This is a genomic window from Segatella copri (assembly GCF_949820605.1).
GTDB lineage: Bacteria > Bacteroidota > Bacteroidia > Bacteroidales > Bacteroidaceae > Prevotella.
The window spans coordinates 815,316-839,560 of sequence record NZ_CATKVU010000006.1 but is presented as its reverse complement, the minus strand read 5'-3'; the positions used below and the strand labels follow the sequence as shown (position 1 = coordinate 839,560).

The following is a 24,245-nucleotide window of genomic DNA, read 5'->3' as shown; positions in this document are numbered from 1 at the left end:
TTGTCAACATTTCCATAATTATTTCTTTTTAAATTCTACTTTTAATAAATAATTGCCTGCATAAGCAAAACATGCAGCAGCGATTACTGCGCATCCCATGCAAACATAGTTAGTTACTCCCATTGCCTCACCTGTAAACAGTGGCGACAATGCACCAATTCCAATACCGCTGCATACCATCTTTGAAAGACCAAAGAAATACTCAGCCAGCATCTCATTTCGTTTGAAATTGCGTTCAACGAGTTGATCTTTACTATTTACTTCTGTAACCATATTGCTAATGCTTTGAATTACATCGGCAAAATTAAGCAAATAATCCGAAACACCCAAACATTTCAACGTTTTTTATATATATAATAAGGTATAAGGAAGAGGAAGAGCCTGTAATTATCTACAGAAATAGCTTTTTTATCTACAATATGCTACTTTTTTATCAAAATCCTTGGCAGTTTGATATATTATTCGTACTTTTGCCATTAAGTTCTGCTTCGGCCCCGGTCGTTTCGGGGGAGGCATTACATTACCAACGTAAAATTCAAGAACATATGAAAGTATTAAAATTCGGCGGAACATCGGTTGGTTCCGTAAAAAGCATCCTCAGCTTGAAACGTATCGTTGAAAACGAGGCTAAGAAACAGAGTGTAGTGGTTGTCGTGAGCGCGCTTGGCGGTATCACGGACAAACTCTTGCAAACCTCTCAACTTGCCCTCAAGGGTGATGAACAGTGGAAAGTAGAATTCGAAGCCATGGTTGATCGCCACCACAAGATGATAGACACTATCATCACCGACACTACAGACAGAGAAAACTTATTCAAATCGGTTGATGCCCTCTTCGAGCAGTTGAAGAGCATCTATTTTGGTGTGTACCTCATCCACGACCTCAGCGAGAAAACACAGGATGCCATCGTGAGTTATGGTGAAAGACTCAGTTCCAAGATTGTTGCCACATTGATTCGTGGAGCCAAATGGTTCGACTCACGCAACTTCATCAAGACTGAGCGCAAGAACGGCAAGGGCAAGCATGTACTCGACAGCGAGCTGACCAACAAACTGGTAAAAGAAGCCTTTGCAGAAATTCCACGCATATCTCTCGTTCCGGGTTTTATCAGTCGTGACAAGAACACAGACCGCACCACCAACCTTGGCCGTGGCGGTAGCGACTACACAGCAGCCATCATAGCAGCTGCCCTCGATGCAGAAGTGCTCGAAATCTGGACTGATGTAGACGGTTTCATGACCGCCGACCCACGTGTCATCAAATCAGCTTATACCATCAACGAACTGAGTTACGTTGAGGCGATGGAGCTTTGCAACTTTGGTGCAAAGGTCATCTATCCTCCAACCATCTACCCGGTTTGTGTCAAGAATATTCCTATCAAGGTTAAGAACACCTTCAACCCAGATGCTCCGGGCACCATCATCAAGAACAAGATAGATGGCGACCAGAAGCCTATCAAGGGTATCTCTTCCATCAACGGTACAGCGCTCATCACCGTAACCGGTCTTTCCATGGTCGGTGTGATTGGTGTAAACCGCCGTATCTTCACCGCTCTTGCCAACGAGGGCATCTCTGTGTTCATGGTGTCACAGGCATCATCTGAGAACTCTACCTCTATCGGTGTGCGCGAGCAGGATGTAGAAGAGGCTGTAAAGGTATTGAACAATGAGTTCCACAATGAGATTGCCGATGGTGCCATGTTCCCAATGCACGCAGAGAAGGGCTTGGCTACTATCGCCATCGTGGGTGAAAACATGAAGCATGCTGCCGGTATCGCCGGTAAGCTCTTCGGAACCCTCGGCCGTAGCGGTATTTCCGTCATCGCCTGTGCACAGGGTGCTTCAGAGACCAACATCTCGTTCGTAGTGAAGAGCGATTATCTGAGAAAGTCACTCAACGTGCTCCACGACAGTTTCTTCCTTTCAGAATACAAGGTTCTGAACCTCTTCATCTGCGGTGTGGGTACCGTGGGCGGAAAGCTCATCGAGCAGATCAAGAACCAGTATGCCGACCTCATGGAGCGCAGCAAACTGAAGCTCAACGTGGTGGGTATCGCTTCTTCCAAGAACGCCATCTTCAACCGCGATGGTATTGATCTCGAGAACTACAGCGAAGAACTGAAGAATTCAGACCCAAGCACTCCAGAGGTTCTGCGCGATACCATCCTGGCAATGAACATCTTCAACAGCGTGTTTGTAGACTGTACAGCCAGCAAGGATGTGGCCGCTCTCTACCAGAGTCTGCTGGAGCACAACGTAAGCATTATCGCAGCCAACAAGATAGCTGCATCAAGCGAATATGAGAACTACGAGAAACTGAAGAAGACAGCCATCCAGCGTGGTGTAGTATTCCGTTTCGAGACCAACGTAGGTGCCGGTCTTCCTATCATCGGAACCATCAACGATCTCCGCAACTCCGGAGATAAAATCCTTAAGATTGAGGCAGTTCTCTCGGGTACGCTCAACTTTATCTTTAACGCCATCTCCAGCGTCGTTCCATTCTCTGAGACCGTGAGACTGGCTAAGGATAAGGGCTACAGCGAGCCTGATCCACGTATCGACCTGAGCGGTATGGACGTGATTCGCAAGCTGGTGATTCTCTCCCGCGAGGCAGGTTACCGCGTAGAGCAGGAAGATGTAGAGAAGAACCTCTTCGTGCCAGACAAATACTTCAAGGGTTCGCTCGACAACTTCTGGAAGAAACTTCCTGAACTCGATGCCGATTTCGAGGCTAAGCGCAAGGCGCTCGATGTAGAGCACAAACGCTGGCGCTTCGTTGCGACCCTGGATGGCGGCAAGACAAGCGTAGGTTTGCAGGCTGTCGGTCCTGAGCATCCGTTCTACAATCTGGAAGGTTCCAACAACATCGTGCTGCTCACCACCGAGCGTTATAAGGAATACCCTATGATGATTCAGGGCTATGGTGCCGGAGCCAGCGTAACTGCTGCCGGTGTATTCGCCAACATCATGAGTATCGCTAACATTTAAAACTTAACATTAAAAGAAGAGATGAAACATATTATCATTCTTGGCGACGGAATGGCTGACCACCCGGTAGAAAGACTGGGTGGAAAGACTCTCCTGCAATACGCCAATAAACCCTATATGGATATGCTTGCCAAGAAGGGCAAGACAGGAAGACTCGTTACCGTGCCAGATGGATTCCATCCGGGTTCTGAGGTAGCCAACAGCTCTATCATGGGCTATGACCAGAACGAGGTTTACGAAGGACGCGGACCGCTCGAGGCTGCCAGCATCGGCTATGAACTGGAGCCTACCGACCTTGCCCTGCGCTGCAACATCATCAATGTGCAGGACGGCAAGATTATCACCCACAACGGTGGTAACCTGGAAACGGAAGATGCGGATGTGCTCATCAAGTATCTCAACGATACCCTCGGCAAGAAATATCCTGATGTCAAGTTTGTTACCGGCATCCAGTATCGCCATCTTCTGGTGGTGAAGCACGGAAACAAGCATATCGACTGCGCCCCACCTCATGATCATCCCAACGAGGAATGGCATAAGCTGATGGTGAAATCTATCTTGCCGGAGATTGGAGGCGAAGAGGGTCACATCAGCCGTCGTGATACAGCCGACCTTCTGAACCAGCTGATTCTCGAGAGTCAGGAACTCCTGGAGAACCACCCTTTCAATGTGGCGCGCAAGGAGCGTGGCGAACGAATGGCCAATCTTATCTGGCCTTGGGGCGGCGGTTACCGTCCGCACATGCTCACCCTCTCCCAGATGTATCCACAGATCAAGAAGGGTTCTGTGATTTCTGCCGTAGACCTGATCCGAGGCATCGGCCATTACGCCGGTCTGCGCAACATCATAGTTGAGGGCGCTACCGGTCTTGCCAATACCAACTACGAGGGCAAGGCAGCCGCAGCTATCCAGGCATTGAAGGATGGCGACGACTTCGTTTATGTTCACGTAGAGGCGAGCGACGAGGCAGGTCATGATGGTGATCTGGAACTGAAGCTGAAGACCATCGAGAACCTCGACCAGCGACTCATCAAGCCTATCTTCGATGAGGTAAGCACCTGGGACGAGCCGGTATGCATCGCTGTTCTCCCCGACCATCCTACTCCGGTAGAGATCCGTACCCACGTAAAGGAGCCTGTGCCTTTCATCATCTATTACCCTGGCATTGAGCCGGATAGCGTAGAGAAGTATGACGAGGTAAGCTGCGTGAGTGGCGGTTACGGCATGCTGCAGCTGCAGGAATTCATGAATGCCTTCATGGCGATCAATTAAAATCAACGGCTTCATGATAGCCCCCAAAGCTAATCATAAAGTTCAATGTTCAAATCTCAAAGTTCAAAGTAAAAAATGAAATATTATTCAACAAATAAGAAAGCACCCATCGCCGACCTTCACAAGGCGGTAGTTAAAGGTCTGGCAGAAGACCGTGGTCTCTATATGCCGGAAATCATCAAGAAGTTGCCACAGGATTTCTTCGACAACATCGAGAAACTCTCCTTCCAGGAGATTGCCTACAAGGTAGCTGATGCCTTCTTTGGCGAGGACGTTGATGCCGAGTCATTGAAGAAGATTGTATACGATACCCTGGCATTCGACTGCCCTGTAGTCGAGGTAGAGCCAAACATCTACTCTCTCGAGCTGTTCCATGGTCCTACCCTCGCCTTCAAGGATGTGGGTGCGCGCTTCATGGCCCGTCTCCTGCAGTACTTCGTACGTCAGGAGGGCAAGGAAGAGGTGAATGTGCTCGTAGCTACATCGGGCGATACCGGTTCGGCTGTTGCCAACGGTTTCCTCGGCGTTGACGGCATCCATGTTTACGTGCTCTATCCTAAGGGCAAGGTGAGCAAGATTCAGGAGAGCCAGTTCACTACCCTCGGCCAGAACATCACAGCCCTCGAGGTAGATGGCGTATTCGACGACTGCCAGGCACTGGTGAAATCTGCGTTCATGGACGAGGAGCTCAACAAGCACATGAAGCTCACTTCAGCCAACTCTATCAACGTAGCCCGCTTCCTGCCTCAGGCATTCTATTATTTCAATGCCTATGCCCGCATGAAGGAGAAGGGTCTCGCCGACAAGCTGGTTATCTGCGTACCTAGCGGCAACTTCGGCAACATCACAGCCGGACTCTTCGGTCATGAGATGGGATTGCCTATCCACCGCTTCATCGCAGCCAACAACGCCAACGATATCTTCTACGAGTATCTGCAGACAGGCAAGTACAATCCACAGCCTAGCAAGCAGACCATCGCCAATGCCATGGACGTAGGCGACCCATCAAACTTTGCCCGCATCTACGACCTCTACAAGGGCGATCACGATGCCATCGCTGCCTACATCGGTGGTGCTACATACAAGGACGAGCAGATTGCAGAAACCATGAAGCAGTGCTACAATGAAACCAAGTATGTGCTTGACCCTCACGGAGCTTGCGGCTATCGCGCCCTGAAGGAGCTGTTGAAGCCAGGTGAGGTTGGCGTGTTCCTCGAGACCGCTCATCCAGCCAAGTTCAAGGAGAAGGTAGACAGCATCCTTGACAGCGACATTGAGATTCCTGCCCGCCTTGCAGAATTCATGAAGGGTGAGAAGAAGAGCATCCAGATGACCAAGGATTTCGCATCATTCAAGAACTACTTGATGAACGAATAAACCATACATACGGAAAAGCCTTTCTCTTTCTCAGGGGGAAGGCTTTTCCCATTAAAATAAACTCAGACTCAGATTTGTCAGGACAGAAGGGTCTTGAATTTTATAACAACAGAAAACGGGAAAAATTTATGAAGATTGTTATTCTAGACGGCTATGCCGCAAACCCGGGAGATTTGGATTATCATCTTCTGGAGAAACTGGGCGAGGTGGTAGTTTATCCTCGCACATCAGATGCAGAGAAAGTGGAACGTGCCAAGGATGCCGACATCATCCTTCTGAACAAGGTGCAGATAGATGCAGAGACGCTGGCGCAGCTTCCTAAACTGAAATACATCGGTATCCAGGCTACCGGTTTCAACGTGGTAGACATCGAGGCTGCCAGGAAACAGGGCATCATCGTAACCAATATTCCTGCCTACAGCACCGACAGCGTGGCGCAGATGACCTTTGCCCTCATCCTTGCCGTAACCAACCGCGTAGAGCATTATACCCAGGAGAACCGCAACGAGCGCTGGGCTTACAATAAGGATTTCTGTTATTGGGATACCCCACTGATGGAGCTTGCCGGCAAGACCCTGGGTATCATGGGATTGGGCAATATCGGCATGAAGGTTGCCAACATCGCCCGCCAGTTTGGCATGAACATCTGTGCCTGCACCAGCAAGACTTCGAGCAATCTGCCTGAGTGGATCCAGAAGGTGAGCAAGGAGGGTTTGCTTGCCACGAGCGATATTCTCTCGCTCCATTGTCCGCTCTCAGATGACACCTATCATTTCATCAATAAGGAGAGTCTGGAGAAGATGAAGGATACTGCCATCCTGGTTAATACGGGTCGCGGTCCGCTGGTAGATGAGGAGGCCGTAGCTGCTGCCCTCCACGAAGGCAGTCTGGGTGCCTACTGTGCCGACGTAATGGCTCAGGAGCCGCCATCAAAGGAGAATCCGCTCTTCGGCGAGCCTAATGCTTACCTCACCCCTCATATTGCCTGGGCCACCTACGAGGCTCGCGAGCGCCTGAACAAGCAGGTAGCCGCCAACGTAAAGGCATTTCTCGAGGGCAATCCGATTAATGTCGTGAATAAGTAAGGTTCTGTAACATCATGGCAAAAAATAGACGGAGAAAATAATATTTTTTCAAATGTTCTTGGATATTTAAATAATTCTTCATATCTTTGCATAAGATAAACTGCACTCGACAATCTGAAAGCAAGCTTTCATTGCACTCGTTTGCATTATCTTTGCCACAAATAAAAAAGAAAAGGTATGAAAGAGAAGAAATATCACTTACAGGAAGACCATGGTGCTGCTTTTGCAGAAGAGCCAACACCGGCCTATCATGAAAATACTACAGTTGTACTTCCTGGAAAAAAAATCGCCGAAGATAACTTCGATGATGATTTTGAATGGGATAGAATACCTGAAGGATGGGGACCTATCAACGAAGAAGAAGCCATAGCCCGTATAGAGGCCATAGAAGCCGACATAGAGCAAAATGGTCTCATTGACGAAGAGGATATGATAGAACATCTTAAAGCAAAGGGATTATGGCTTATATAAAACCATCTAAGCCATTTAACCAGGAGCTAGAAAAAGTGTTAGCCTATGCTCTATTTGAATTTGGAGTTACCACAGTAAAGCGATTCAACCAAGCATACCAAAGCATTCGAAATCGCTTGGCTATTCACCCTTACTCTTCGCCAAAAGAACCTCTTCTGAAGAGTTTCTTACGTTCATACCGTAGTGCCATCATCATGAAAAATTGGAAAATCATCTATCGGTATGATAAAGAATACGATAGAATTATCCTTGTTGACTTATGGGATATGAGAAGAAATCCCAAGTACCTGATTAGACAGTTCAGAAGAAAACTATAAAAAAGCAGCCAACCTTCAATATACCAATTGAAAGTTGGCTGTTTCTTTTTCTAACACCTTATTTAAGGACTTAGATGGTTTAATCTAAGCCATAAAACTTTAGTTTTAAGATGTTCTATCATTTCTTTTTCACCAAAACATAGATGATGACGGGAGCGCCGAACAGCGGGGTGACGGCATTCAGCGGGATGATGCCACCGTCCGACGGAAGGGTGCAGAAGAGATTGCAGAGAAGGGCTATGGCTGCACCCATCAGCATCGTGACGGGCAACAGACGGCGATGATTCTCCGTGCTGATGATGAGGCGGGCGATATGCGGCGTTGCCAGACCGATGAAGGCGATGGGACCGCAAAAGGCGGTAACCACAGCCGTAAGAAGACCGGTGATGATGAGCAGAACGATGCGCAGACGCCTGATATTGAAGCCCAGATTCTCGGCATACTGTTCGCCTAACAGCATGGCGTTCAGCGGTTTTACAAGGAGCAGAGACGCAGCCAGGGCAATGAGGGCTAACGGGATGAAGAACATCATCTGCTGGCTCGAAACATTGCCAAAGCTGCCCATGCCCCAAACCATATACGATTTCACGCCCTCTGCCGTGCTGAAGAAATTGAGCAATGAGATGGCGCTGCTGGCAAGATAACCCACCATCAGTCCGATGATGAGCAGTACCGTATGGCTGCGCACAATGGCAGAAAAGAAGGTGATGATGCCCATCACCACCATAGCCCCTATAAAGGCTGCGATGAGGATAGCCAGGAAACCGCCGATGGCATAGTTGCCGGCATCGCCCAGAAATCCTACCCCTAAATCATCCAGGGCAATATTGCCGCCAAAGGCAAGCATCACGATGGCTACGGCCAGTCCGGCTCCGCTGCTGATACCGAATACGTCAGGACCCGCCAGAGGATTGCGGAAGGCTGTCTGCAGGAGCAAGCCGCTCGTGGCGAGGGCTGCGCCCGAAAGCAAAGCGGCAATCGCCGCCGGCAGTCGTGATTCCAACAGAATATAGCGATAGGTTTCGTCAGTCTGAGAGCCCGAAATAATCGCCCCCACTTCCTGCCATGAGATGTTTACACTCCCCCATGCCAGGTTGGCAAAAAACAGTATGATAATGGCGATTGCCCCTAAAACGATGGTTTTCATTCACTAAAACTATTTCTTGTAAAATCTCTGATTAAAGCCCTATTTCTTATAAAATCTCAATTTGCCGAACCGCTCGCCATGAGCCAGGATGATGAACTCTCTGAGCAGCAGTTCGGGATGGAAACTCGTAAGCTCGAAATAAGGTACCGTAGAGGTATCTACCTGATAGATATTACCCCGGTTGAAGGCAGCAAGAGCCTTGTAGCCGTCATATTCCTGAAGCAGTTGAGCCTGCGACAAAGGGGCACCACCGAAATACTTGAATGCCCATACATCCACCTGCTTTCCCTTCGCCAAGATTTGCTCCGGACTCATCGCCAGACTTCCGCTGTGCTGATCGTCCTCGAAGATATAACGGGCGTTGGCATCCTTCAGCAGAATACCGATAGTACTCTGACCTCCAGGCACATACCATACGTTGCCCGTCTTTCTTTCGGTCAGGATGGAGAGACCCTTCGGATACCCGGCTACCTCAGCTTTCAGCTTCAGATATTCCTTTTCTATCTTCGCAAAGAGCGAATCTGCCTTTGGTTCGCAAGATGCAGCAAGAGCGGTCTTCGGTGCATTCCCGTCTTTTTTAAAGAGCATGCCGTAGAATTTCATCCATTCCGCCCTGCCCAGTGGCGAAGACTCCATATAGTCGGCAGCCTCGATGATGGGCACGTGCAGCTTATCAAGCTTGCCATATCCTCCGCTGTTTTCGAAAGGCGAAAGGAGGATGGCTTCGGGTTTCAGGGCAATGATGCGCTCGATGTCGGGTGCCATGCTCGAACCGCAATCCACGATGGAATTTCGGGCAGCAGCATTCTCTGCAGAAACATTTCCTACAGAAGCTTTTCCTGCAGAAGCAGCCCTCTTCTTTACATCCGGAATATTGATGTAATCGAGGTCGCAGACACCACGGATGGCCTGCTGGCAGCCCAGTTCGTACATCAGCTGGCAATGGGGAGCGATGAAAACGGCACTCCTCTCCACCGGTGTGCGCACGGTATCGGTAGTGCATCTCGCTCCCGTGCTGCGCCTTCTGGCAAGCATCGCCACCGTCTTATCCCCCTCCTTTCCCTTCGGAATCAGGATGTAGCGATGCAGCATCGTTCCCGCCTTCCAGGGGTTGGCGATGATAGCCTCAGCATACTGATAATCAATGCATTCTGCTGCATCGGAAGCCTCTTCCCCATCGCCATGCTTCACGATGGTAAGTAACTTGGCGTACTTCATCTCCAGGGTATCGCCAGCCTCCGCATCAGCAGCAGCCGTCTTTCCTCCCTGGCATGCCGCCATCAGCAGGGCCGCCGTAGCCCCACACAAAAGAATATACAGTTTCTTCATAATCTTACAAAATATGTGTGCAAAGATACGAAGAAATCTCCATTTTCCGTTTGTTTTCTCGAATATTCTTTGTACTTTTGCCCTCAAATTTAACTAACGCTACAATTTAATAAGTCAAAATGAAGAAGATTATCTGGGGCATAGCCCTTTTATTCAGTACATCGATGGTCGCCGGTGCGCATACCTGCAGTCATAATTCAGCACAGAAATGCGGCTGCAAGAGAGGTTATTACACACAGTATTACGGCGATAAGCCCGAACTCATAAAAGAAGCTATAGCTTGGGCAGAGAGCGATATCTGGCGCAATGGTTTCGACAAGGCGAAGCCACATTCCAGCGTAAACCTCGCAGATTTCTATCTGCAGTATCAGAAGAATCCGCAGCAATGGCAGGCGCTTTTCGACTATCTGGCAAAGACCGATTTGCTGAGCATTCCGAAGGGAAAGCACAAGATTCCGGGTTCCGACCTCGTGGTAAGTGTAGAGGACAGCAAGAACGAGCCGCTGGAAAAGCGCCGCAGCGAGAGTCATAACAAGCACATCGATTTTCAGTATGTAGTAAAGGGCACAGAGCGTTTTGGCGTGATCGACCACTACTCCAGCACCCCCAACTGCAAGTATCGTCCCGACGTAATCCATTATGACTACGACCGCCGGAAGGCCCGTTTCTTCGACAGTACCCCCGGCGAGTTCTTCATCTTCTTCCCTAGAGACTGGCACATCGCCAAGGTGGCAAATGACACCAGCGACCAGACGATACGCGTCATCGTGGTGAAGGTGGATTATGTGGAATAATCCTCTATTTGCTAACCACCATTTTCTTGCCCTTCACGATGTAAACACCGGCTGGCAAAGATTGTAGCTTCTTGTCATAACCCACATGCATACCTTGCAGATTGTAGACATGCCCAGAAGTTCCCCTTTGCATGACCACACCTTTGATGTCCGTGTTCTCTTTCTCCACGATTTTTTGGAATGCGGACCAACCATATGCGCTCCGATATAAGGCGGCACTACCTATAGGTACATACAAGGTACAACTTCCTAAATCCACTCCATCAAACTCAGGGATGGCAGACTCAGCTCTCGCCATTCCTCGACTTTTGCCAACGGCTGCATCCGAGGCAAGAGTCGGAGGAATAGGATTCTGCAAAGAAAGTTCCTCCAGCTTGACGCAACCAGCAAAGGCCTTTTCGCCTATCTTGGAGACAGAGGAAGGTATAGTAACCGACGTAACTTGCTGGTTACCCTTAAAGGCATAGTCTGCTATCACGGTGACAGGATATTTAGTGCCATCATCCAACACGAGCGTGTCTGGAACAACATAGTATCCCTCCACATCGGTTCCCGAGCAGAAGGAGGCCGTCTGGGTAGAATCCACTGGCGTGATGCCTGCGGCACCTTGCTCCCAGTATTCCTCGATGCTCTTGAACCCACTCAACTCCTGGTTCTTCTGGTATATCTCCTTATATCCCTTAGGCACGAGCAACTTCGCCTGCGACAAGTCCACCTGTGCCAGCATCTCGTTAGTATTAGGTATCTGTCTCCAAGCCACCTTGAGGGTATTCAGCTTTTGGCATGCGTTGAAGGCCACAGAACCGAAAGAGGTCAAGGAAGAAGGCAACGAGATATATCGCAACGAGCATCCCTGGAAGGCACACTGTGCAAGATAAGAGAATCCGTCGGGCAACGAGATACTCTCAAGTCCCGATCCATTGAAACCCCATCCACCGATACTCTTGAGCCGTGATTTCTGCGGAATGTTGATGTTCCTCAGACTTGACTGGCTAAATGCTCCATAGCCTATCTCCTCTACGCTGGCAGGTATGCTCACTTCCTCCAAGTTACGACACTCGGTGAAGGCGTTCTTGCCTATAGCCACCACTTGGTAGCTATTGCCGTCGCTAGCCGTCACCATCTCTGGAATCACCACATAACCTGCATACGAGTCATACTTGCTGTTCTTATAGGTCACGGTAGCAGTCTTCTTGTCGGCATTCAACTGATAGTAGATACCATTTATCTCGACCGCACCTTCCTCGATGTCATCATAGATATGATTATTCTCCATGCTGAGTATTCCGCCAGAGACACTGACGTCTATAAAGCTTTGTCTTTTGTCGCCAAATATCACCTTGCGCCAATCGTTTCTTCCCTTGATGCTAACCACAGGATACATCTTGTAAGTTCCGTTGGCTAGTTTCTTATCGAAGGTCACAATGTTAGGTTCCTGTGGCGTAGTCCATATACCTACCGAAAGATTACCATTTATAGGGGCATACTCCACCTTCCCGTCAGAGGTATTCTCGAAGGCGAAGGCGAAGTCGTACTGGAAATGGGCAAAAGTGCTGATGGCTATGCCCATCGAAACTTTATGCCCCTCAACGCACATGAAATCCAGGGAGGAGGAAGCCACGAAGTCGCCCTTTCCACCCTGGTTTTTCTGAATGCCATATATCACATCAGGATTCACGTCGTATCCTGTGGCGGAAATCAGGAAATATCCATTGACATATCCATTCCATCCGAAATTAATGTGATAATAGCCCTCTTGGTTGAAGCCGTCGCATAAGAATTCATGGGCATCACCCTCGCCCTTCGAGTTGCCACCTCCCAGCATGACTGGTCTGCCTTGGCGCAACTCGTTCTGAATCGTGCCCTCATAATACTCGGCCGAGCATTCATTTCGGTCTAACATGTTTATGCTCAGGTCATAATCGAAATAGTCTATCAGCGACTGGGCTGCGGAGCCGGAGCTGGCTCCCGTGCCTCCGTCATCATAACTGGCACCGTTGGCTATGCCACAGTCTGCCATCAGCTTGGCGACAGCCATCTTCGAATCTTCGCTGATGCTTTCGTCACCATATTCATACTGAGGCTGCATCAAGTCCCATCGATAGGTTGACTTGCTGAAATCAGCCGACAAAGTCTGTCCGTTCCATTCATAAGACGCAGTTCCCCGGCCTTGCTTTGGCCACTTATGATAAGCCATGATTTGTGCCATGGCGGTCTGCACACAACCCGTCACATAATTACCTCCATGATCGTCCTTTGGGCACAGAAGGTTGTAAGGCCAACCTTGTCCCCAAGCGATATCCCCCAGTAGTGGATTCACTGGGTCTTGGTAGGTAATGGTTGTGCCGCCCTGGCTTCCATCCGCCGACTTAAGCAGGCTGATACCTTGCGCATACCTATCGAGGAAAGCCTTGATGTAAGCAGGACTGGAACTATAATCCAGGCTGCCTCTCTCCGAATAGCCCAACACGTTTTGTCGGGTGCGCTCATCGGCCGAAACGATGACAAAGCCATCGTTCTTGCCTCTATTGAAGATATAGAAGCATTTTTTGTCACCGACCCTAGCCGTATAGTTGTTGACCAGGTTTTCATTCTGTACCATTTTTTCCCCTCTCATACTTCTTGCAGCATTACTTTTGAAAAAAGATGCGGCGATACGCTTAGCCCTGGCTTCATCTATGCTTTGGGCTGTTGCCGAAAGCAAGAACGATAGCAGGAGCAAGAATGATAAAGTAAATCTCTTGTTCATAATTTTACGCTATTAAAGTTCTTAAAAAAGTTCTGTGGCAAAGGTAGCGATTTGTTCCCAATGGCGGCGAGCACGGTTTTAGCGATGCGTTCGTCTTCCATCAGGAATTTGAACACAGAATCGTATATCGGAAGACTACTAAATACCAACTTCCTTAACGGATACTACGGAGCAATCATTCACTTGCAACAACACCTGCATGTCATCAGCTCCTTCCTGGTCAAGTCCTTTCATAAGGCAGGTTGGGCATGATGACACCTGACGCCTGGCTAGTTCCTCGCTATAACCACTTATACGACTCAACTGAGCGACTAAAGCCTCAGCATCGTTCACTTGCTCCAAGACCACAGAGTAATTGCCCAAATTGAAATTCGGGTATCCCATTTCCATGGTGATGTTCTGTACAGACCTGCTGGACTCCTCTTTCTCCCGATGCTTGTCGAAAATGCGCAAGCAGAACTTGACGACATACCACAGGACGACAAATACCAAGACCACCATGCCTATCATACACCCCACTGCCTGAACAGCCATGTTACTAGAGCCCCACCCTCTAAAGCAAGACCCTACAAATCCTTTTCCACTAAATATTCCCATAACTACTCTATTTTTTATGATTAATAATGAATAATCCTCCTTGCTAATCTACCCGATGAAGGTTTTCAAAGCCACTCTCAGCATAGACATGTCCATCACTACCTTTATAATAGGTACGTTGTGCCAAGACAGAAAGGGCGAAGATACCGGCTATGACCATCAGCACCTGAAGGATAATCTTCAGAAGCACGATGATAACTCCCCAGGCCGCTATCAAAAGTCCGACGAGATAAATAACGGTAAAGATGGTGACTATCAAGCCCTTGCCTGCACCCAGCGCCTCGGCATTCTTCTTGACAGAGATGGCGATACCCGAAAACAAAGTACCCAAGAAAAGGATGAACATGATGGCATCGCTTACCATCCCTTGCCATCCAAGCCACAACTGCACGATCATGGCATAGGCTATCAACACCGGTAAGCACGCGGCAAGACTCACCATAGCAGGCTTAAGGCTAAGCTTCCCCTTCTCCTCAGCAGGAACATCGGCGAAGACCAAGGTCTCAAACATCTTAAATGTATAGAACTGCAAAGCCACTACTGCGCCAAATGGGATTACCCGGAATAAAGAGCCAAAGAACCCATAACGGTCGTTGTCGCACCACCAAAACATATCGCCACCAAGAACCTTGTAGCCTACCACTTCTATGATGGATATGAGAAGCATGCAAACCGGTATAACCTTCAGAGCCAAAGGAACAGCCGGAGAACTCTTGCGAGCCACGAAGAAAGTGGCCAGAATCATACCCATTAATATAAGTACCAGCACAGCAGGCGTATAGGTGGCATAGAAATGACCTAGGGCGGAGTGTTTCTTCACCGTGTCCTCGCTCAATGGATTGACCGTGCCCTCAGAATTGTCGGCGCTGAACTTCAGATCTCCCATATACGCCATATAGGATGCGCCATCCTTCTTGAATGCCACATAATATCCGTTGGCCTTTCCGCACGACTCGATTTCCATCCCCTTCGGGAATTTCACACTTTGGATAGGCTCGCTTATCTTCCAAAGCGAATCGGGCTTCGAGGCTACCATACACTCGATGGAATCTCCCCAAAGAGGATCCAGTACAAACTTTTGAGCCGAGATAGACAGACAGCTCAATAACGCGATGAAGAAAAAAGCTAAACGATGTTTCATAATAGTTTGTGATAATTAAATGATAAACTAGGGAAATACTAGCAATATAAATTGCCATACGTTTGCAAAGTTAGCCTTTTTTTCTGTACCAAGGGGAGTTTTCGGTAAAAAAATAGTTTCATTACGTAAAAACATGATGATTTTTACGCAATGAAACTTCTGGGAAGCCGAGAGGACAGGCCTCGCCCACCAAGATGCCGCCCTGACGAAGCGTGAAGGGACCATTGCCCGTATCAGTAGCACATCCTGCGCCCGAAGTACGCTGCTGAGCGATTCACGTCACCGCTTAGCGATCATCTGCTACAAAAGTATAAAGAATCCCAGAGATGGCAAAGTGGCAAATCCCCAAAAGATGATGGGGAAAAATCAAATAACATTCATGAGAACCCATGCAACATTTTGCGGATTTCGGCAAAAACAGATAAAAACATTTTGCGGATTTCGGCAAAAGTTGTATCTTTGCACGCATAATCAACTAATAATTAGACAAATATGCATACCTCTTTGGACAAATTCTCAGAAAAGTATTCTTCGAGAATCGCCCACAAATATCTAGTTTATACCAAAGATTTGAAGAAGGATGGCGATACGCTTTGCGTACCTATTTATATGGTACCACTACTGCCCTAAACCTACTCTATCTTGATGACCACCTCACCCCCACGTCTTAGCATCTTGCTGACCCGGTCGAAGAGCTGGAGGAAGAGTTCCTGGCTCCTCAGTACGAAGCCGGGAGCATGGGCCTCGCCGATGAGGATGCCACCCTGGCGCAGACGGAACGGACCATTGCCCGGCTGCATCATGGGACAAGGAAGGGCATAAAGCTCTTCCAGACACCCGAACTCATGACTCTTGCGCTCCATGCGGCAAAGCTTGCAGGTTTCGGGGAGAGGAAGAGAGGAAGATGAAGAAGAATCATCCCTTATCGGTTCGAGGAAAAGCATCTGGCGGGCGAAGCATTTGCATTTAGCCACCATGATGTGATATTCACCCGGCTCCAGACAGCCACCCTCGCGCTCCATCGTATCACAAATGTACTGATGGCCTACAACGATACCCTGGCGATTAACTACTTCCTGACTAAGGCGACCAACAATGGCGCCATGATCTCTACGAAAACGATTTAAAAACAACTTCATCATAACACGTAACAACTTAAAAACAACAATAGAAAAACATTTGAAATTCACATTCACTTTCACATTTTCTGAACGTAAAACGACTGGTAATAATCAGACAAATCCTTGCAACCTTCCGGCAACTGATGGTACACCAGCTGAGGGAACATTTCCTTCAGTTTCATATAAAGACCGATGCCCGGCTTGTCCTGATCAGGCCACATGTGAAGATTCCTTCCCGCTAAAAGATTGCGACATTCTTCATTACAAAGCGTAGCACTCGGGATGGCTATTGCCTTGTAACCCATAGACATAGCGCTCCAGCAGTCGGTACATCCCTCGGTAATAACCAATGGCTCTTTTTCTGTCACCTGCGGCAAGATCTGCATCCCATATACCATCGGCTTGCTACCTGGTGCAAACTTAAACCGCGGTTTTTCTTCAGTCTTATCTCCCAGATATCTGCTCTGAACCGTCAGCAGATTGCCATGAACGTCATAATAGGGAATCAACAGGGAAGGACCATCAAAAAACTTTCCACCAAAGCGATAGCCAGCAATGGAGAAATCTGTGCTCACCACTCTACACCAATAGATATATTCCGGGCGCAACTTTCTCTGATAGAACAGGAAATCCTTGGCTTTATCTGTCAGTTTCTTACCCATGAGCATACGCATCAGATAATCTACGTCAGGCTTATGCTGAAACTCGCCTCTGAGATTGAGTCTGTCCGTATCACATTCAGATTTTCTATGCTCAGCAACAGCTTTATCCCGATGAAGCACATCCTTACGGTTTCCCGCAGAATGATTACCGGCGCAGATATTGAATCTTCTGCACAGCCATTGGCAAGCCTCCGAAAAAGAGAGATTCTCCCGTTTCATCACCAGGTCGATATTATCTCCACCCCACCCGCATGCAAAGCAATGACAAGTGTTGGTGGAAGTCCAGAAATGCAAACTCGGATTGGTATCATTATGACTGATACAAAGGGCATTATGATACCGCAAACCCATTCCCAATTCATCAGCAACCTCCAGGATGCTGATAGCTCTAAGTTTAGAGAGCGTATTTGAATCAATATATTCTGCCATCTTCTAATTGTCTTTTTTAATATTACCATCACCAATAGTGCCTTTCTGCTGCGTCTTTCTAAGCACCTTTCTATCCTCGCCCTTTGCTGGTTTTTCGAGCCATCCACATCTGCGCCAGTTGCACACCATGTTGCGGGCAGGGGTCTTGAGCTCCTTCTGCTTCAGAAATTCCTCCAGGAACTGATAAGAGAATTCCTGCGGCAACTCGCTGAAATAGTCTACAGTATGATAAGGCTCTCCTTCGCCCTCGGCAGAAATCTGCTCGAAAGCCTTGCCCCACCGCTGCAACATATTCTGCAAGATGCGGTCGGCACAAGCCAGATAGGTCTGCCTAACCAGTTTCCGGATTTCCTTCTCGCTCTTCTTCCCTTCCACTTTGTAAAGCACTTGCATGAGGGCAGCGATGCGGAAGGCTGAAACCGAACTGCGCTTGTAGAAGACATCCATCGACTTGGACATGGTTTTCACCACCTGCTGGCGGCAGTCGTTACACCATTTTACCACCGTCTTGTAGAGCCAGCTCATATCCTCCTCTATCTCCTGATGGAATTTTCCATCTTCCTCGTAGCACAACCCGAAGAGCTTGTCCAACGTATTCTCCAGCTCATTACGCTGCGTATCGGTCAACGCCTGAAACTGAGGTGGATTGTCGCCCAGATGACTGATGAGCGGGCATAAGATGGTTCGGGTTACAGCACCGCCCTCAATGGCAGCTTTGTTCATATATCTGCTCACCGCACTCTGAGTGCCGCAGAAAACGAACGACAGTAAGGCATCTACCATGGCACTATAGCTGGATTCGCTCATGAAATCCTGACCATAGACGCTGCCCAGATCGTATGCCGTCTTGATAACCTGCGAGAGGTCGGCAAACTGGCGCTTGGCCGAATGCACGATGGCAGAAATCTCATCGGCAAATTCGAAGAGCGTCTTCGGAGCACCATAAAGCTTGACGGCAGCATCGCATCGCTTGATAAACATGGTGAGCGATACGGTTTCGGGCAGGATGGTGATGTCGGTCTTCGGTTCGGGTGGCAGCTTGCCATCCTTCTTTCCCTGGCGCCGCTTCAGGGCAGCATACTCCTGCTCCTTGGCTCTCATTTCGCTGTCGCGCTCAATGAAAGGTTTCATCAGGGTACGCATGATGTATCTGGCAAACGACTTTCCGCTCGACTGCTCGCCCTCTACGATGACCTGCAACACGATGGCCGATTTTTCTCCCTGATTATCATACACATACTGTATTCTGACACGTGTAAGATAAACGCTGAGCATGGCAGCAGCCACCACCAGCGTAGGATACTTGAGTTCAGAAGGCGAAGTAATCATCCATTCTCTGATGCCCGACGGATAATCCTTATCGGCAATCAGGTGATGCATGGGCATCTCTTCATTCTCTTCAGCCTGTTCAGCCAGCTTTGTTCCTTTCAACCCAGATGCCAGCTTTGCTCCTTTCAACCCAGATGATACCATGTTATTGATTCCGCCCTTGGTATCCTCAGGCTTTGCCACTGGATTAGTCTGAGACGCTTCCTGTGGAGGTATTTTCTTTCCTTTTTCCATAATCCCAATCATTGATTATTTCTGTATGCAAAAGTAAGGAAAAAAAGCCTCCCCGGCAATAGGCGTCCTGCCGGTTCGCCTCCTACTAAGCCTCATCGCCGGCAACTAAGCCTTCCGCTAAGCCTCCAGCTCATCTGAAGGCAAAAATTCCCCTAAGCCTCCAGCTCATCTGAAGGCATAAAAAAAGCACTTTCTGCTTGCAAACGAAGCAAAAAGTGCTGATACTGTATTATTTCTAAAAAATCTTCTGTTCAGATATGTTCCTATTCTTTTATATTATCACCCTCACTGACATAAGAAAGAACCAAACGGCGAACCACGGCATGAATGTCTTCATTAGGGAACTTCTGGCGATATTTCTCCGTAAGGTCTTCACAGAAATACATCTTGCTATGAACCAAAGAAGAAGGAATATTTTGATGCATAAACACATCGTATGTTGCAACAGGCTTGCCATCCTTTGTGTCGACAGGCACAATATCCATCTTATACCAAGCATCTACAGAAGCGGCAGAGAACAATCTATAATTGTCCTTACTCTCCACTCTACCAGCGATGCTCAGTATATATCCGTCAGCAGACTTATCGTCCTCAGGATTCACCGCATATAGCATATATAAAGGAGAAAGCGACGAGTGTCTTTTTATGATAAACTGATATTTCTTGCTTCCTCCAAAAGGAGGGTTTGCCTTTAAATCCTGCTCTATATCCTCACGAATTTGTGGCGCATCCACCACAAACTCTACTTCGCCAGTATAATTGACGACAGTTTTCGATGACCATGGATTTATCTGAATAACTTCATCATTGTCATTATTGTCATTGCTGTTGTCACACGCACAAAAAGCCAAGACTACCAACAGTAGTAAGACTGATTTTTTTACTAAATACTTCATATCCTAATTTGTTTATTAAACCTATTCTATTATTAAACGTAGAATATGCCTAAAACTTGCTCTATTTTACGTTTTTAACATTCCATCTAAAACTTGCCAACACTCACAAGAAGCAATCATTTCCCCGCTTCCTACTGCCCCTTACGGTAGATGGCGACAAAACGGTTAGCGATATTGATGAGTTTCTGCCGGGCTACTGGGTCTTTCACATCATCAAAACTCCAGTTGGGAAATTCGCCACGCATCTTGGAGAAACGCTTGGAGATGACATTGGCATTGGTCAGATTGGAAGGCAGACCCAACTGCTCTGTAAGATAGTTGCAGAAAGATTTGCCATTTTCAAAGTCGCCGTCAAAATCTTTGATACTGGAGAGCGCCACCATAATCAGGGCATAGTCTTTCTTCAAAGGAATAGCCTTCTCGTCTATCATCTTCTGCAAGGCTCGCTTTACTCTTTCTCCCTGGCTCAAGTCGCCCCATTTCTTCTCATTATCTTCTTCCGTTTTTTCCTGCCCGCCGTTTTCCTGATGCTCATCGTCTGTCACTTCCAAATCCAATGCCCTCTGCGGTTCAGGCTCGAATCCGTGCAGATAATCTTCATCATTGTTCTGGCGCATCAGTTCATTAATCTGAGATGAGACGAAGAAACCATCCTCGCCATAATAACCGATATTGGCTGCCAGCCGCTCAACCACCTCATGGTTCTTCACGACTGCTCCGAGGCACCGCTGAGAAAACTCCTGAGTTACGTAGCCTCTCCATTGCCCCATAATCATTGAGCAAAATTGAAACACTTTCGACTCCAAAGGCATCATCTGAAGTATCACAGCTGCCATATACAGGATGACAAATACGATTCTCTGCCGCTCTTCCTGAGCTGTAGCATACCCATCCTCATCAACATAGTTTTTCTCATATTGCCCTATTCCTTCCACAAAGGCTAGGCGGCTCTCGGTATCGGTATGCGAAAACATCATTTTGTCTACGATGCAGAATACCTCATAAAAAACATCCTCGCATGAACATCTGGACGTAGGAAACCACGTCTTATCATTGAAGATATCATGGGTGATGGCTCTGAAAACCTGATAAATCATGTGTTGCGAAAAAGATTTATCTACCATCTGTCTGGTCTTCATCTTAAATAACCTCATCGTCGTAACCCTTTAAATCATCAAGAATCATATCAAGAGAATTGATCAAAGCAAACTGAGAATTCCCATGACAATCGCAACAGACAGCATCTCCTATAACCAGGGCAGAAATCTCTGCATCAGATATTTTCACCTTGGTTCGTTTCAGCGAACGGGAAGAGGTGCACGGACCTTTCCAATAATATACCTTGATGCCGTAATCTTCCTTGCTGCACAGGTTCACCATCAAGGCAATATCTCTGTTTGCCTTGTCTAAGTGCAACTGCTTACCTTTATCTGTACCAAATTTTACCTCATACATACTGGCATTGAGACACTCCATTAATGACTGCTGCATCTGCAATTGCAGGACAAAGGAATATGGCGCATCGCTGAGAGACTGATGGCGAGGAAAAGAAAACACCACAGCCCTTGGCCTGCAGCCAGCCTTGATTCTTTCAGCCACGGCATCAAAGAAATCACCAGGTGGCAACTTGGCAGAAATCACCATATTCCAGCCATATTGATTCGCCACCCTGTTGATATTATCACGCAGAAGAGCCACCACCTTGTCCTGTCCTCTTTTGCCGCCGAAGATTCTAGATTCTTCCACAAAAAGGAAACCTCTGTTGGGGCGATTATCAATGATTACCTTACAGAAAGGCTGGTTGTGAATTTCATTCTCCTTAAAGTTACTCCAATAAAATTCTTTTTTGTCTGCGCATACATCCAGCACAGCCACACCTTCGCGAAATCCCAATATTCGGTTGTCGTGAATAACATCTTCCTCATTCTTCCGTGATTCCACCAAAGTCATTTTCTTGCTTTTCAGCAAACTGTCCATTACCTTCTCGAAACCAGTCTGACATTCCTGATATTTTTCAGGCGATGACATTTCGAGAAAATCCAAGGGTAGAGTACCCTCGATACTTGAAAGATTCCGGCTTTTGCAGAAATCATACTTGAAGACAACAAAAGAAGTCTTTTCGGTGCTGTTTTTGATACGTCCAGTCATTGGCTTGCGATTTAAGTTATACCATGAAAGTTATTTTTCATAGCATCTACAAAAGTAATACTTTTTCCCCGAATAAACAAATAAATTCTAAATTATTTTTTATCAAATTGTCTTTTTTTCATAAAACCATCAAAACAAAATGTGAAAGTGAATGTGAATTTGAAATGTAAATCAATGTATCGGGTTGTTCCATCCATTCCTTTTATTGGATATTGTGAATGAAATTCAGTCCTCGCGCGCGTACCTTATTATATATATAATATGAACCTATTATAATGACTACTATTACTTAAACACGATTATACGCTTCTCCTTCAGGTAACATTGAAAAACATTTCAAATTCACATTCACATTCACATTTTTGCCTTTCCTTCTATCCACCAGCTAACCCACATAGCAAGTTACTGTGCGCCCGATGCCCCCAAAACTGCGTGGCGACGCACCACCATCTGCGTCCCGACGCAGCGGGCGATACGTCGGGACGTAGCGCCGACTGCATCGGGACGCAGTTGGAAAGGCAAAACATGCCATGTAATGTTAACAAATTTAACATTTAATTTAATGGCCATTAAATTAATGGCGGTTAAATTAGGCGGAAGAGAATGGGATATGAGGGAGGAATGCACGTGATTCGGGACAAGGATGCACGTGATTCGGGACAACTATTGTTTTTCAGAGAAAAATGTTGTATCTTTGCATTGTCGTTCAAAGATAGGCTGAATTAACCACTAAAAAAACTGATTGTTGAACCATTAAAAAAAAGAAAGGAAAAAGAAAATGAAAAAGGAAGTTTGGAAAACTATCTTGCAGGTGATTATCGCTGTACTTACTGCCGTAGGCACCACGCTCGGCGTTACCAGCTGCATGTAAACTGATTTGTTTAACCATTAAAAAAACGATTTGAATTATGGGTATTAAAGTAAAAGCAATTGAGCGCAACGTAGCGTTCGAAAAAGGTAAGCAAAAGTGGGCATTCGTGATGCAGGCTGAACTCTACAGCCAGCTCAACGCCACGAAGGTGATAGAAGAAGCTGCCGTTCGCAGCGGATTGCCTAAGGCGGTGATCAACGCCGGATGGTCGGCCATCGGCGAAGTGATTGCTGCATGGGCCACCGAGGGCCACAGCGTGGCTGTGCCAGGACTGGGCAGCCTCCGATTCGGTCTTAACTCTACCGCCGTAGAGGATGTGAACAAGGTGAGCGCCAACCTCATCACCCGCCGATACATCATCTTCGTGCCTAACACCGACATCAAGAAGGAACTCGAAGAGACCTCCGTCAACATCACCTGCTACGACCGAAACGGCAAGGTGGTGAAGCAGGTTACCTCTACCGATACGCCTCCTACTACCCCATCCGGAGGCGATAATCCATCCGGAGGCGATAATCCATCCGGAGGCGACACCCCATCGGGCGGCGATTCTACTGGCGGAACCGGAAGCGAAAACGGCGGCAATGGACTTGAATAAAAGGTGCTGAGCCTGAAAAAGTAAAACCCTCCCCAGGTCTTAAAAAGTCCTAGGGAGGGTAAACTTTGTCTGGCAGTTAAATTGTTTACGCAATGTACCATACCAGACGTCCCGAACACAACATGCTAACCCACACATAACCCCTTCGAAATCAGCATGTCGCTAACAATCCTTTGTGCCTCAAATAAATAATACTTTTTTCAAACTAAATCCAATCCTAGCCTCTCGGCGAAAACATATTTAAAGCTTTTATCTCGTTTCAAAACATGATAGTAACATAGTCTGCAGCGATATCAACCAGCTTCTTGCGGCGGGCTACACCTATTATATAATGAGCCTCCTTCGCCGAACAGTGGAAGTATTTCTTCACAGCTGTTACCAGTTCTTCCTTGCTTATCGAGCCTATACCCTTAGGATAAGCCTTGCGGATAGCCTTCTCGATGTCCGCCATCTTATATTCATGGTGGCGCTTGTGGAAGTACTGCGATACGATGATAGATAGAACTATCACGAGCAGGATGATGATAAATACTACAGACTTGTTCATTTCATTATCTCCTTTTAATTGATTAGACAATATCAGGTTCGCTGAATCACCCTTCCGGGTGCTCCAAGTTTTCAGAATCACCGATAGCCGTTATCGGCAAATCCACTGCAAATATAGCATTTTTTCTTGAAACAACAACATTTT

22 protein-coding genes are annotated in these 24,245 nt (G+C 47.4%); 9 read left to right on the top strand and 13 right to left on the bottom strand.

What is annotated here, in order from left to right; translation table 11 throughout:
* Window positions 1–18 precede the first annotated feature (18 nt).
* A complete protein-coding gene (locus RCO84_RS04485) occupies window positions 19–273 on the bottom strand; it encodes a hypothetical protein (protein WP_317584076.1) in 255 nt (84 codons plus the stop codon).
* A gap of 272 nt (window positions 274–545) precedes the next feature.
* Here RCO84_RS04485 and thrA point away from each other — a divergent pair, with 272 nt between their 5' ends.
* From thrA to RCO84_RS04455, 6 genes are all read left to right on the top strand, one after another.
* Window positions 546–2,987, top strand: a complete 2,442-nt coding sequence (gene thrA, locus RCO84_RS04480; protein WP_317584074.1) for a bifunctional aspartate kinase/homoserine dehydrogenase I — start codon at window positions 546–548, stop codon at window positions 2,985–2,987.
* A 21-nt stretch (window positions 2,988–3,008) separates the two neighbouring features.
* On the top strand, window positions 3,009–4,259 hold the full coding sequence (locus RCO84_RS04475) for a cofactor-independent phosphoglycerate mutase (protein ID WP_317584072.1): 1,251 nt from the start codon (window positions 3,009–3,011) through the stop codon (window positions 4,257–4,259).
* 75 nt (window positions 4,260–4,334) lie between these two features.
* Window positions 4,335–5,636 (top strand): threonine synthase, encoded by a 1,302-nt coding sequence (gene thrC / locus RCO84_RS04470; RefSeq protein WP_317584071.1) that lies wholly within the window; start codon window positions 4,335–4,337, stop codon window positions 5,634–5,636.
* A gap of 128 nt (window positions 5,637–5,764) precedes the next feature.
* Window positions 5,765–6,721, top strand: coding sequence for a D-2-hydroxyacid dehydrogenase (locus tag RCO84_RS04465; RefSeq protein ID WP_317584070.1), 957 nt, complete (start codon window positions 5,765–5,767; stop codon window positions 6,719–6,721).
* A 177-nt stretch (window positions 6,722–6,898) separates the two neighbouring features.
* Window positions 6,899–7,192 (top strand): hypothetical protein, encoded by a 294-nt coding sequence (locus tag RCO84_RS04460; protein ID WP_118139958.1) that lies wholly within the window; start codon window positions 6,899–6,901, stop codon window positions 7,190–7,192.
* Window positions 7,180–7,509: a type II toxin-antitoxin system RelE/ParE family toxin gene (locus tag RCO84_RS04455; protein ID WP_153093034.1), complete on the top strand. Its 330-nt coding sequence runs from the start codon at window positions 7,180–7,182 to the stop codon at window positions 7,507–7,509. The genes RCO84_RS04460 and RCO84_RS04455 overlap by 13 nt, the downstream gene beginning before the upstream one ends.
* Window positions 7,510–7,627: 118 nt before the next feature.
* Here the strand turns inward: RCO84_RS04455 and RCO84_RS04450 are convergent, their stop codons facing one another.
* Window positions 7,628–8,656, bottom strand: a complete 1,029-nt coding sequence (locus tag RCO84_RS04450; protein WP_317584068.1) for an iron ABC transporter permease — start codon at window positions 8,654–8,656, stop codon at window positions 7,628–7,630.
* Window positions 8,657–8,695: 39 nt separating this feature from the next.
* On the bottom strand, window positions 8,696–9,985 hold the full coding sequence (locus RCO84_RS04445; protein WP_317584067.1) for an ABC transporter substrate-binding protein: 1,290 nt from the start codon (window positions 9,983–9,985) through the stop codon (window positions 8,696–8,698).
* Between the two features lie 164 nt (window positions 9,986–10,149).
* On the opposite strand from RCO84_RS04445, the gene RCO84_RS04440 reads away from it, so the two are divergent.
* On the top strand, window positions 10,150–10,779 hold the full coding sequence (locus tag RCO84_RS04440; protein WP_317585497.1) for a YhcH/YjgK/YiaL family protein: 630 nt from the start codon (window positions 10,150–10,152) through the stop codon (window positions 10,777–10,779).
* A gap of 4 nt (window positions 10,780–10,783) precedes the next feature.
* On the opposite strand, the gene RCO84_RS04435 is transcribed toward RCO84_RS04440, so the two are convergent.
* From RCO84_RS04435 to RCO84_RS04395, 9 genes are all read right to left on the bottom strand, one after another.
* Entirely contained in the window at window positions 10,784–13,528 is a 2,745-nt protein-coding gene (locus tag RCO84_RS04435; protein ID WP_317576865.1) for a C10 family peptidase, read from the bottom strand.
* A gap of 138 nt (window positions 13,529–13,666) precedes the next feature.
* Entirely contained in the window at window positions 13,667–14,125 is a 459-nt protein-coding gene (locus RCO84_RS04430; RefSeq protein ID WP_144153712.1) for a hypothetical protein, read from the bottom strand.
* 43 nt (window positions 14,126–14,168) lie between these two features.
* Entirely contained in the window at window positions 14,169–15,266 is a 1,098-nt protein-coding gene (locus RCO84_RS04425) for a hypothetical protein (protein ID WP_317584064.1), read from the bottom strand.
* 632 nt (window positions 15,267–15,898) lie between these two features.
* Window positions 15,899–16,408, bottom strand: a complete 510-nt coding sequence (locus RCO84_RS04420) for a hypothetical protein (protein WP_317584063.1) — start codon at window positions 16,406–16,408, stop codon at window positions 15,899–15,901.
* Between the two features lie 56 nt (window positions 16,409–16,464).
* Window positions 16,465–17,478: a CHC2 zinc finger domain-containing protein gene (locus tag RCO84_RS04415; protein WP_317576868.1), complete on the bottom strand. Its 1,014-nt coding sequence runs from the start codon at window positions 17,476–17,478 to the stop codon at window positions 16,465–16,467.
* Between the two features lie 3 nt (window positions 17,479–17,481).
* Window positions 17,482–19,041 carry a hypothetical protein gene (locus RCO84_RS04410; protein WP_317576869.1) on the bottom strand — a complete coding sequence of 520 codons (1,560 nt, stop codon included), beginning with the start codon at window positions 19,039–19,041 and terminating at the stop codon, window positions 17,482–17,484.
* A 263-nt stretch (window positions 19,042–19,304) separates the two neighbouring features.
* Complete coding sequence (locus tag RCO84_RS04405; protein WP_317584060.1) at window positions 19,305–19,937, bottom strand: hypothetical protein; 633 nt, start codon at window positions 19,935–19,937, stop codon at window positions 19,305–19,307.
* Between the two features lie 131 nt (window positions 19,938–20,068).
* Complete coding sequence (locus RCO84_RS04400) at window positions 20,069–21,091, bottom strand: hypothetical protein (protein WP_317576871.1); 1,023 nt, start codon at window positions 21,089–21,091, stop codon at window positions 20,069–20,071.
* The gene (locus RCO84_RS04395) at window positions 21,078–22,085 is read right to left on the bottom strand and encodes a hypothetical protein (RefSeq protein WP_317576872.1); all 1,008 of its coding nucleotides are present in this window, start codon (window positions 22,083–22,085) and stop codon (window positions 21,078–21,080) included. Before RCO84_RS04395 ends, RCO84_RS04400 begins: the two co-directional genes overlap by 14 nt.
* Before the next feature lie 778 nt (window positions 22,086–22,863).
* Between RCO84_RS04395 and RCO84_RS04390 the strand changes: the two genes are divergently transcribed.
* Window positions 22,864–22,956, top strand: a complete 93-nt coding sequence (locus RCO84_RS04390) for a smalltalk protein (protein WP_022121332.1) — start codon at window positions 22,864–22,866, stop codon at window positions 22,954–22,956.
* 37 nt (window positions 22,957–22,993) lie between these two features.
* Window positions 22,994–23,554, top strand: coding sequence for an HU family DNA-binding protein (locus RCO84_RS04385; RefSeq protein WP_317576873.1), 561 nt, complete (start codon window positions 22,994–22,996; stop codon window positions 23,552–23,554).
* 259 nt (window positions 23,555–23,813) lie between these two features.
* Here the strand turns inward: RCO84_RS04385 and RCO84_RS04380 are convergent, their stop codons facing one another.
* Complete coding sequence (locus tag RCO84_RS04380; RefSeq protein WP_264948611.1) at window positions 23,814–24,101, bottom strand: hypothetical protein; 288 nt, start codon at window positions 24,099–24,101, stop codon at window positions 23,814–23,816.
* Window positions 24,102–24,245: the final 144 nt, after the last annotated feature.

What these genes read in the sequence shown, in the direction of transcription:
- RCO84_RS04485 (WP_317584076.1), bottom strand. Translation starts at nt 273, where the DNA reads ATGGTTACAGAAGTAAATAGTAAAGATCAACTCGTTGAACGCAATTTC.
- thrA (WP_317584074.1), top strand. Translation starts at nt 546, where the DNA reads ATGAAAGTATTAAAATTCGGCGGAACATCGGTTGGTTCCGTAAAAAGC.
- RCO84_RS04475 (WP_317584072.1), top strand. Translation starts at nt 3,009, where the DNA reads ATGAAACATATTATCATTCTTGGCGACGGAATGGCTGACCACCCGGTA.
- thrC (WP_317584071.1), top strand. Translation starts at nt 4,335, where the DNA reads ATGAAATATTATTCAACAAATAAGAAAGCACCCATCGCCGACCTTCAC.
- RCO84_RS04465 (WP_317584070.1), top strand. Translation starts at nt 5,765, where the DNA reads ATGAAGATTGTTATTCTAGACGGCTATGCCGCAAACCCGGGAGATTTG.
- RCO84_RS04460 (WP_118139958.1), top strand. Translation starts at nt 6,899, where the DNA reads ATGAAAGAGAAGAAATATCACTTACAGGAAGACCATGGTGCTGCTTTT.
- RCO84_RS04455 (WP_153093034.1), top strand. Translation starts at nt 7,180, where the DNA reads ATGGCTTATATAAAACCATCTAAGCCATTTAACCAGGAGCTAGAAAAA.
- RCO84_RS04450 (WP_317584068.1), bottom strand. Translation starts at nt 8,656, where the DNA reads ATGAAAACCATCGTTTTAGGGGCAATCGCCATTATCATACTGTTTTTT.
- RCO84_RS04445 (WP_317584067.1), bottom strand. Translation starts at nt 9,985, where the DNA reads ATGAAGAAACTGTATATTCTTTTGTGTGGGGCTACGGCGGCCCTGCTG.
- RCO84_RS04440 (WP_317585497.1), top strand. Translation starts at nt 10,150, where the DNA reads ATGGTCGCCGGTGCGCATACCTGCAGTCATAATTCAGCACAGAAATGC.
- RCO84_RS04435 (WP_317576865.1), bottom strand. Translation starts at nt 13,528, where the DNA reads ATGAACAAGAGATTTACTTTATCATTCTTGCTCCTGCTATCGTTCTTG.
- RCO84_RS04430 (WP_144153712.1), bottom strand. Translation starts at nt 14,125, where the DNA reads ATGGGAATATTTAGTGGAAAAGGATTTGTAGGGTCTTGCTTTAGAGGG.
- RCO84_RS04425 (WP_317584064.1), bottom strand. Translation starts at nt 15,266, where the DNA reads ATGAAACATCGTTTAGCTTTTTTCTTCATCGCGTTATTGAGCTGTCTG.
- RCO84_RS04420 (WP_317584063.1), bottom strand. Translation starts at nt 16,408, where the DNA reads ATGATGAAGTTGTTTTTAAATCGTTTTCGTAGAGATCATGGCGCCATT.
- RCO84_RS04415 (WP_317576868.1), bottom strand. Translation starts at nt 17,478, where the DNA reads ATGGCAGAATATATTGATTCAAATACGCTCTCTAAACTTAGAGCTATC.
- RCO84_RS04410 (WP_317576869.1), bottom strand. Translation starts at nt 19,041, where the DNA reads ATGGAAAAAGGAAAGAAAATACCTCCACAGGAAGCGTCTCAGACTAAT.
- RCO84_RS04405 (WP_317584060.1), bottom strand. Translation starts at nt 19,937, where the DNA reads ATGAAGTATTTAGTAAAAAAATCAGTCTTACTACTGTTGGTAGTCTTG.
- RCO84_RS04400 (WP_317576871.1), bottom strand. Translation starts at nt 21,091, where the DNA reads ATGAGGTTATTTAAGATGAAGACCAGACAGATGGTAGATAAATCTTTT.
- RCO84_RS04395 (WP_317576872.1), bottom strand. Translation starts at nt 22,085, where the DNA reads ATGACTGGACGTATCAAAAACAGCACCGAAAAGACTTCTTTTGTTGTC.
- RCO84_RS04390 (WP_022121332.1), top strand. Translation starts at nt 22,864, where the DNA reads ATGAAAAAGGAAGTTTGGAAAACTATCTTGCAGGTGATTATCGCTGTA.
- RCO84_RS04385 (WP_317576873.1), top strand. Translation starts at nt 22,994, where the DNA reads ATGGGTATTAAAGTAAAAGCAATTGAGCGCAACGTAGCGTTCGAAAAA.
- RCO84_RS04380 (WP_264948611.1), bottom strand. Translation starts at nt 24,101, where the DNA reads ATGAACAAGTCTGTAGTATTTATCATCATCCTGCTCGTGATAGTTCTA.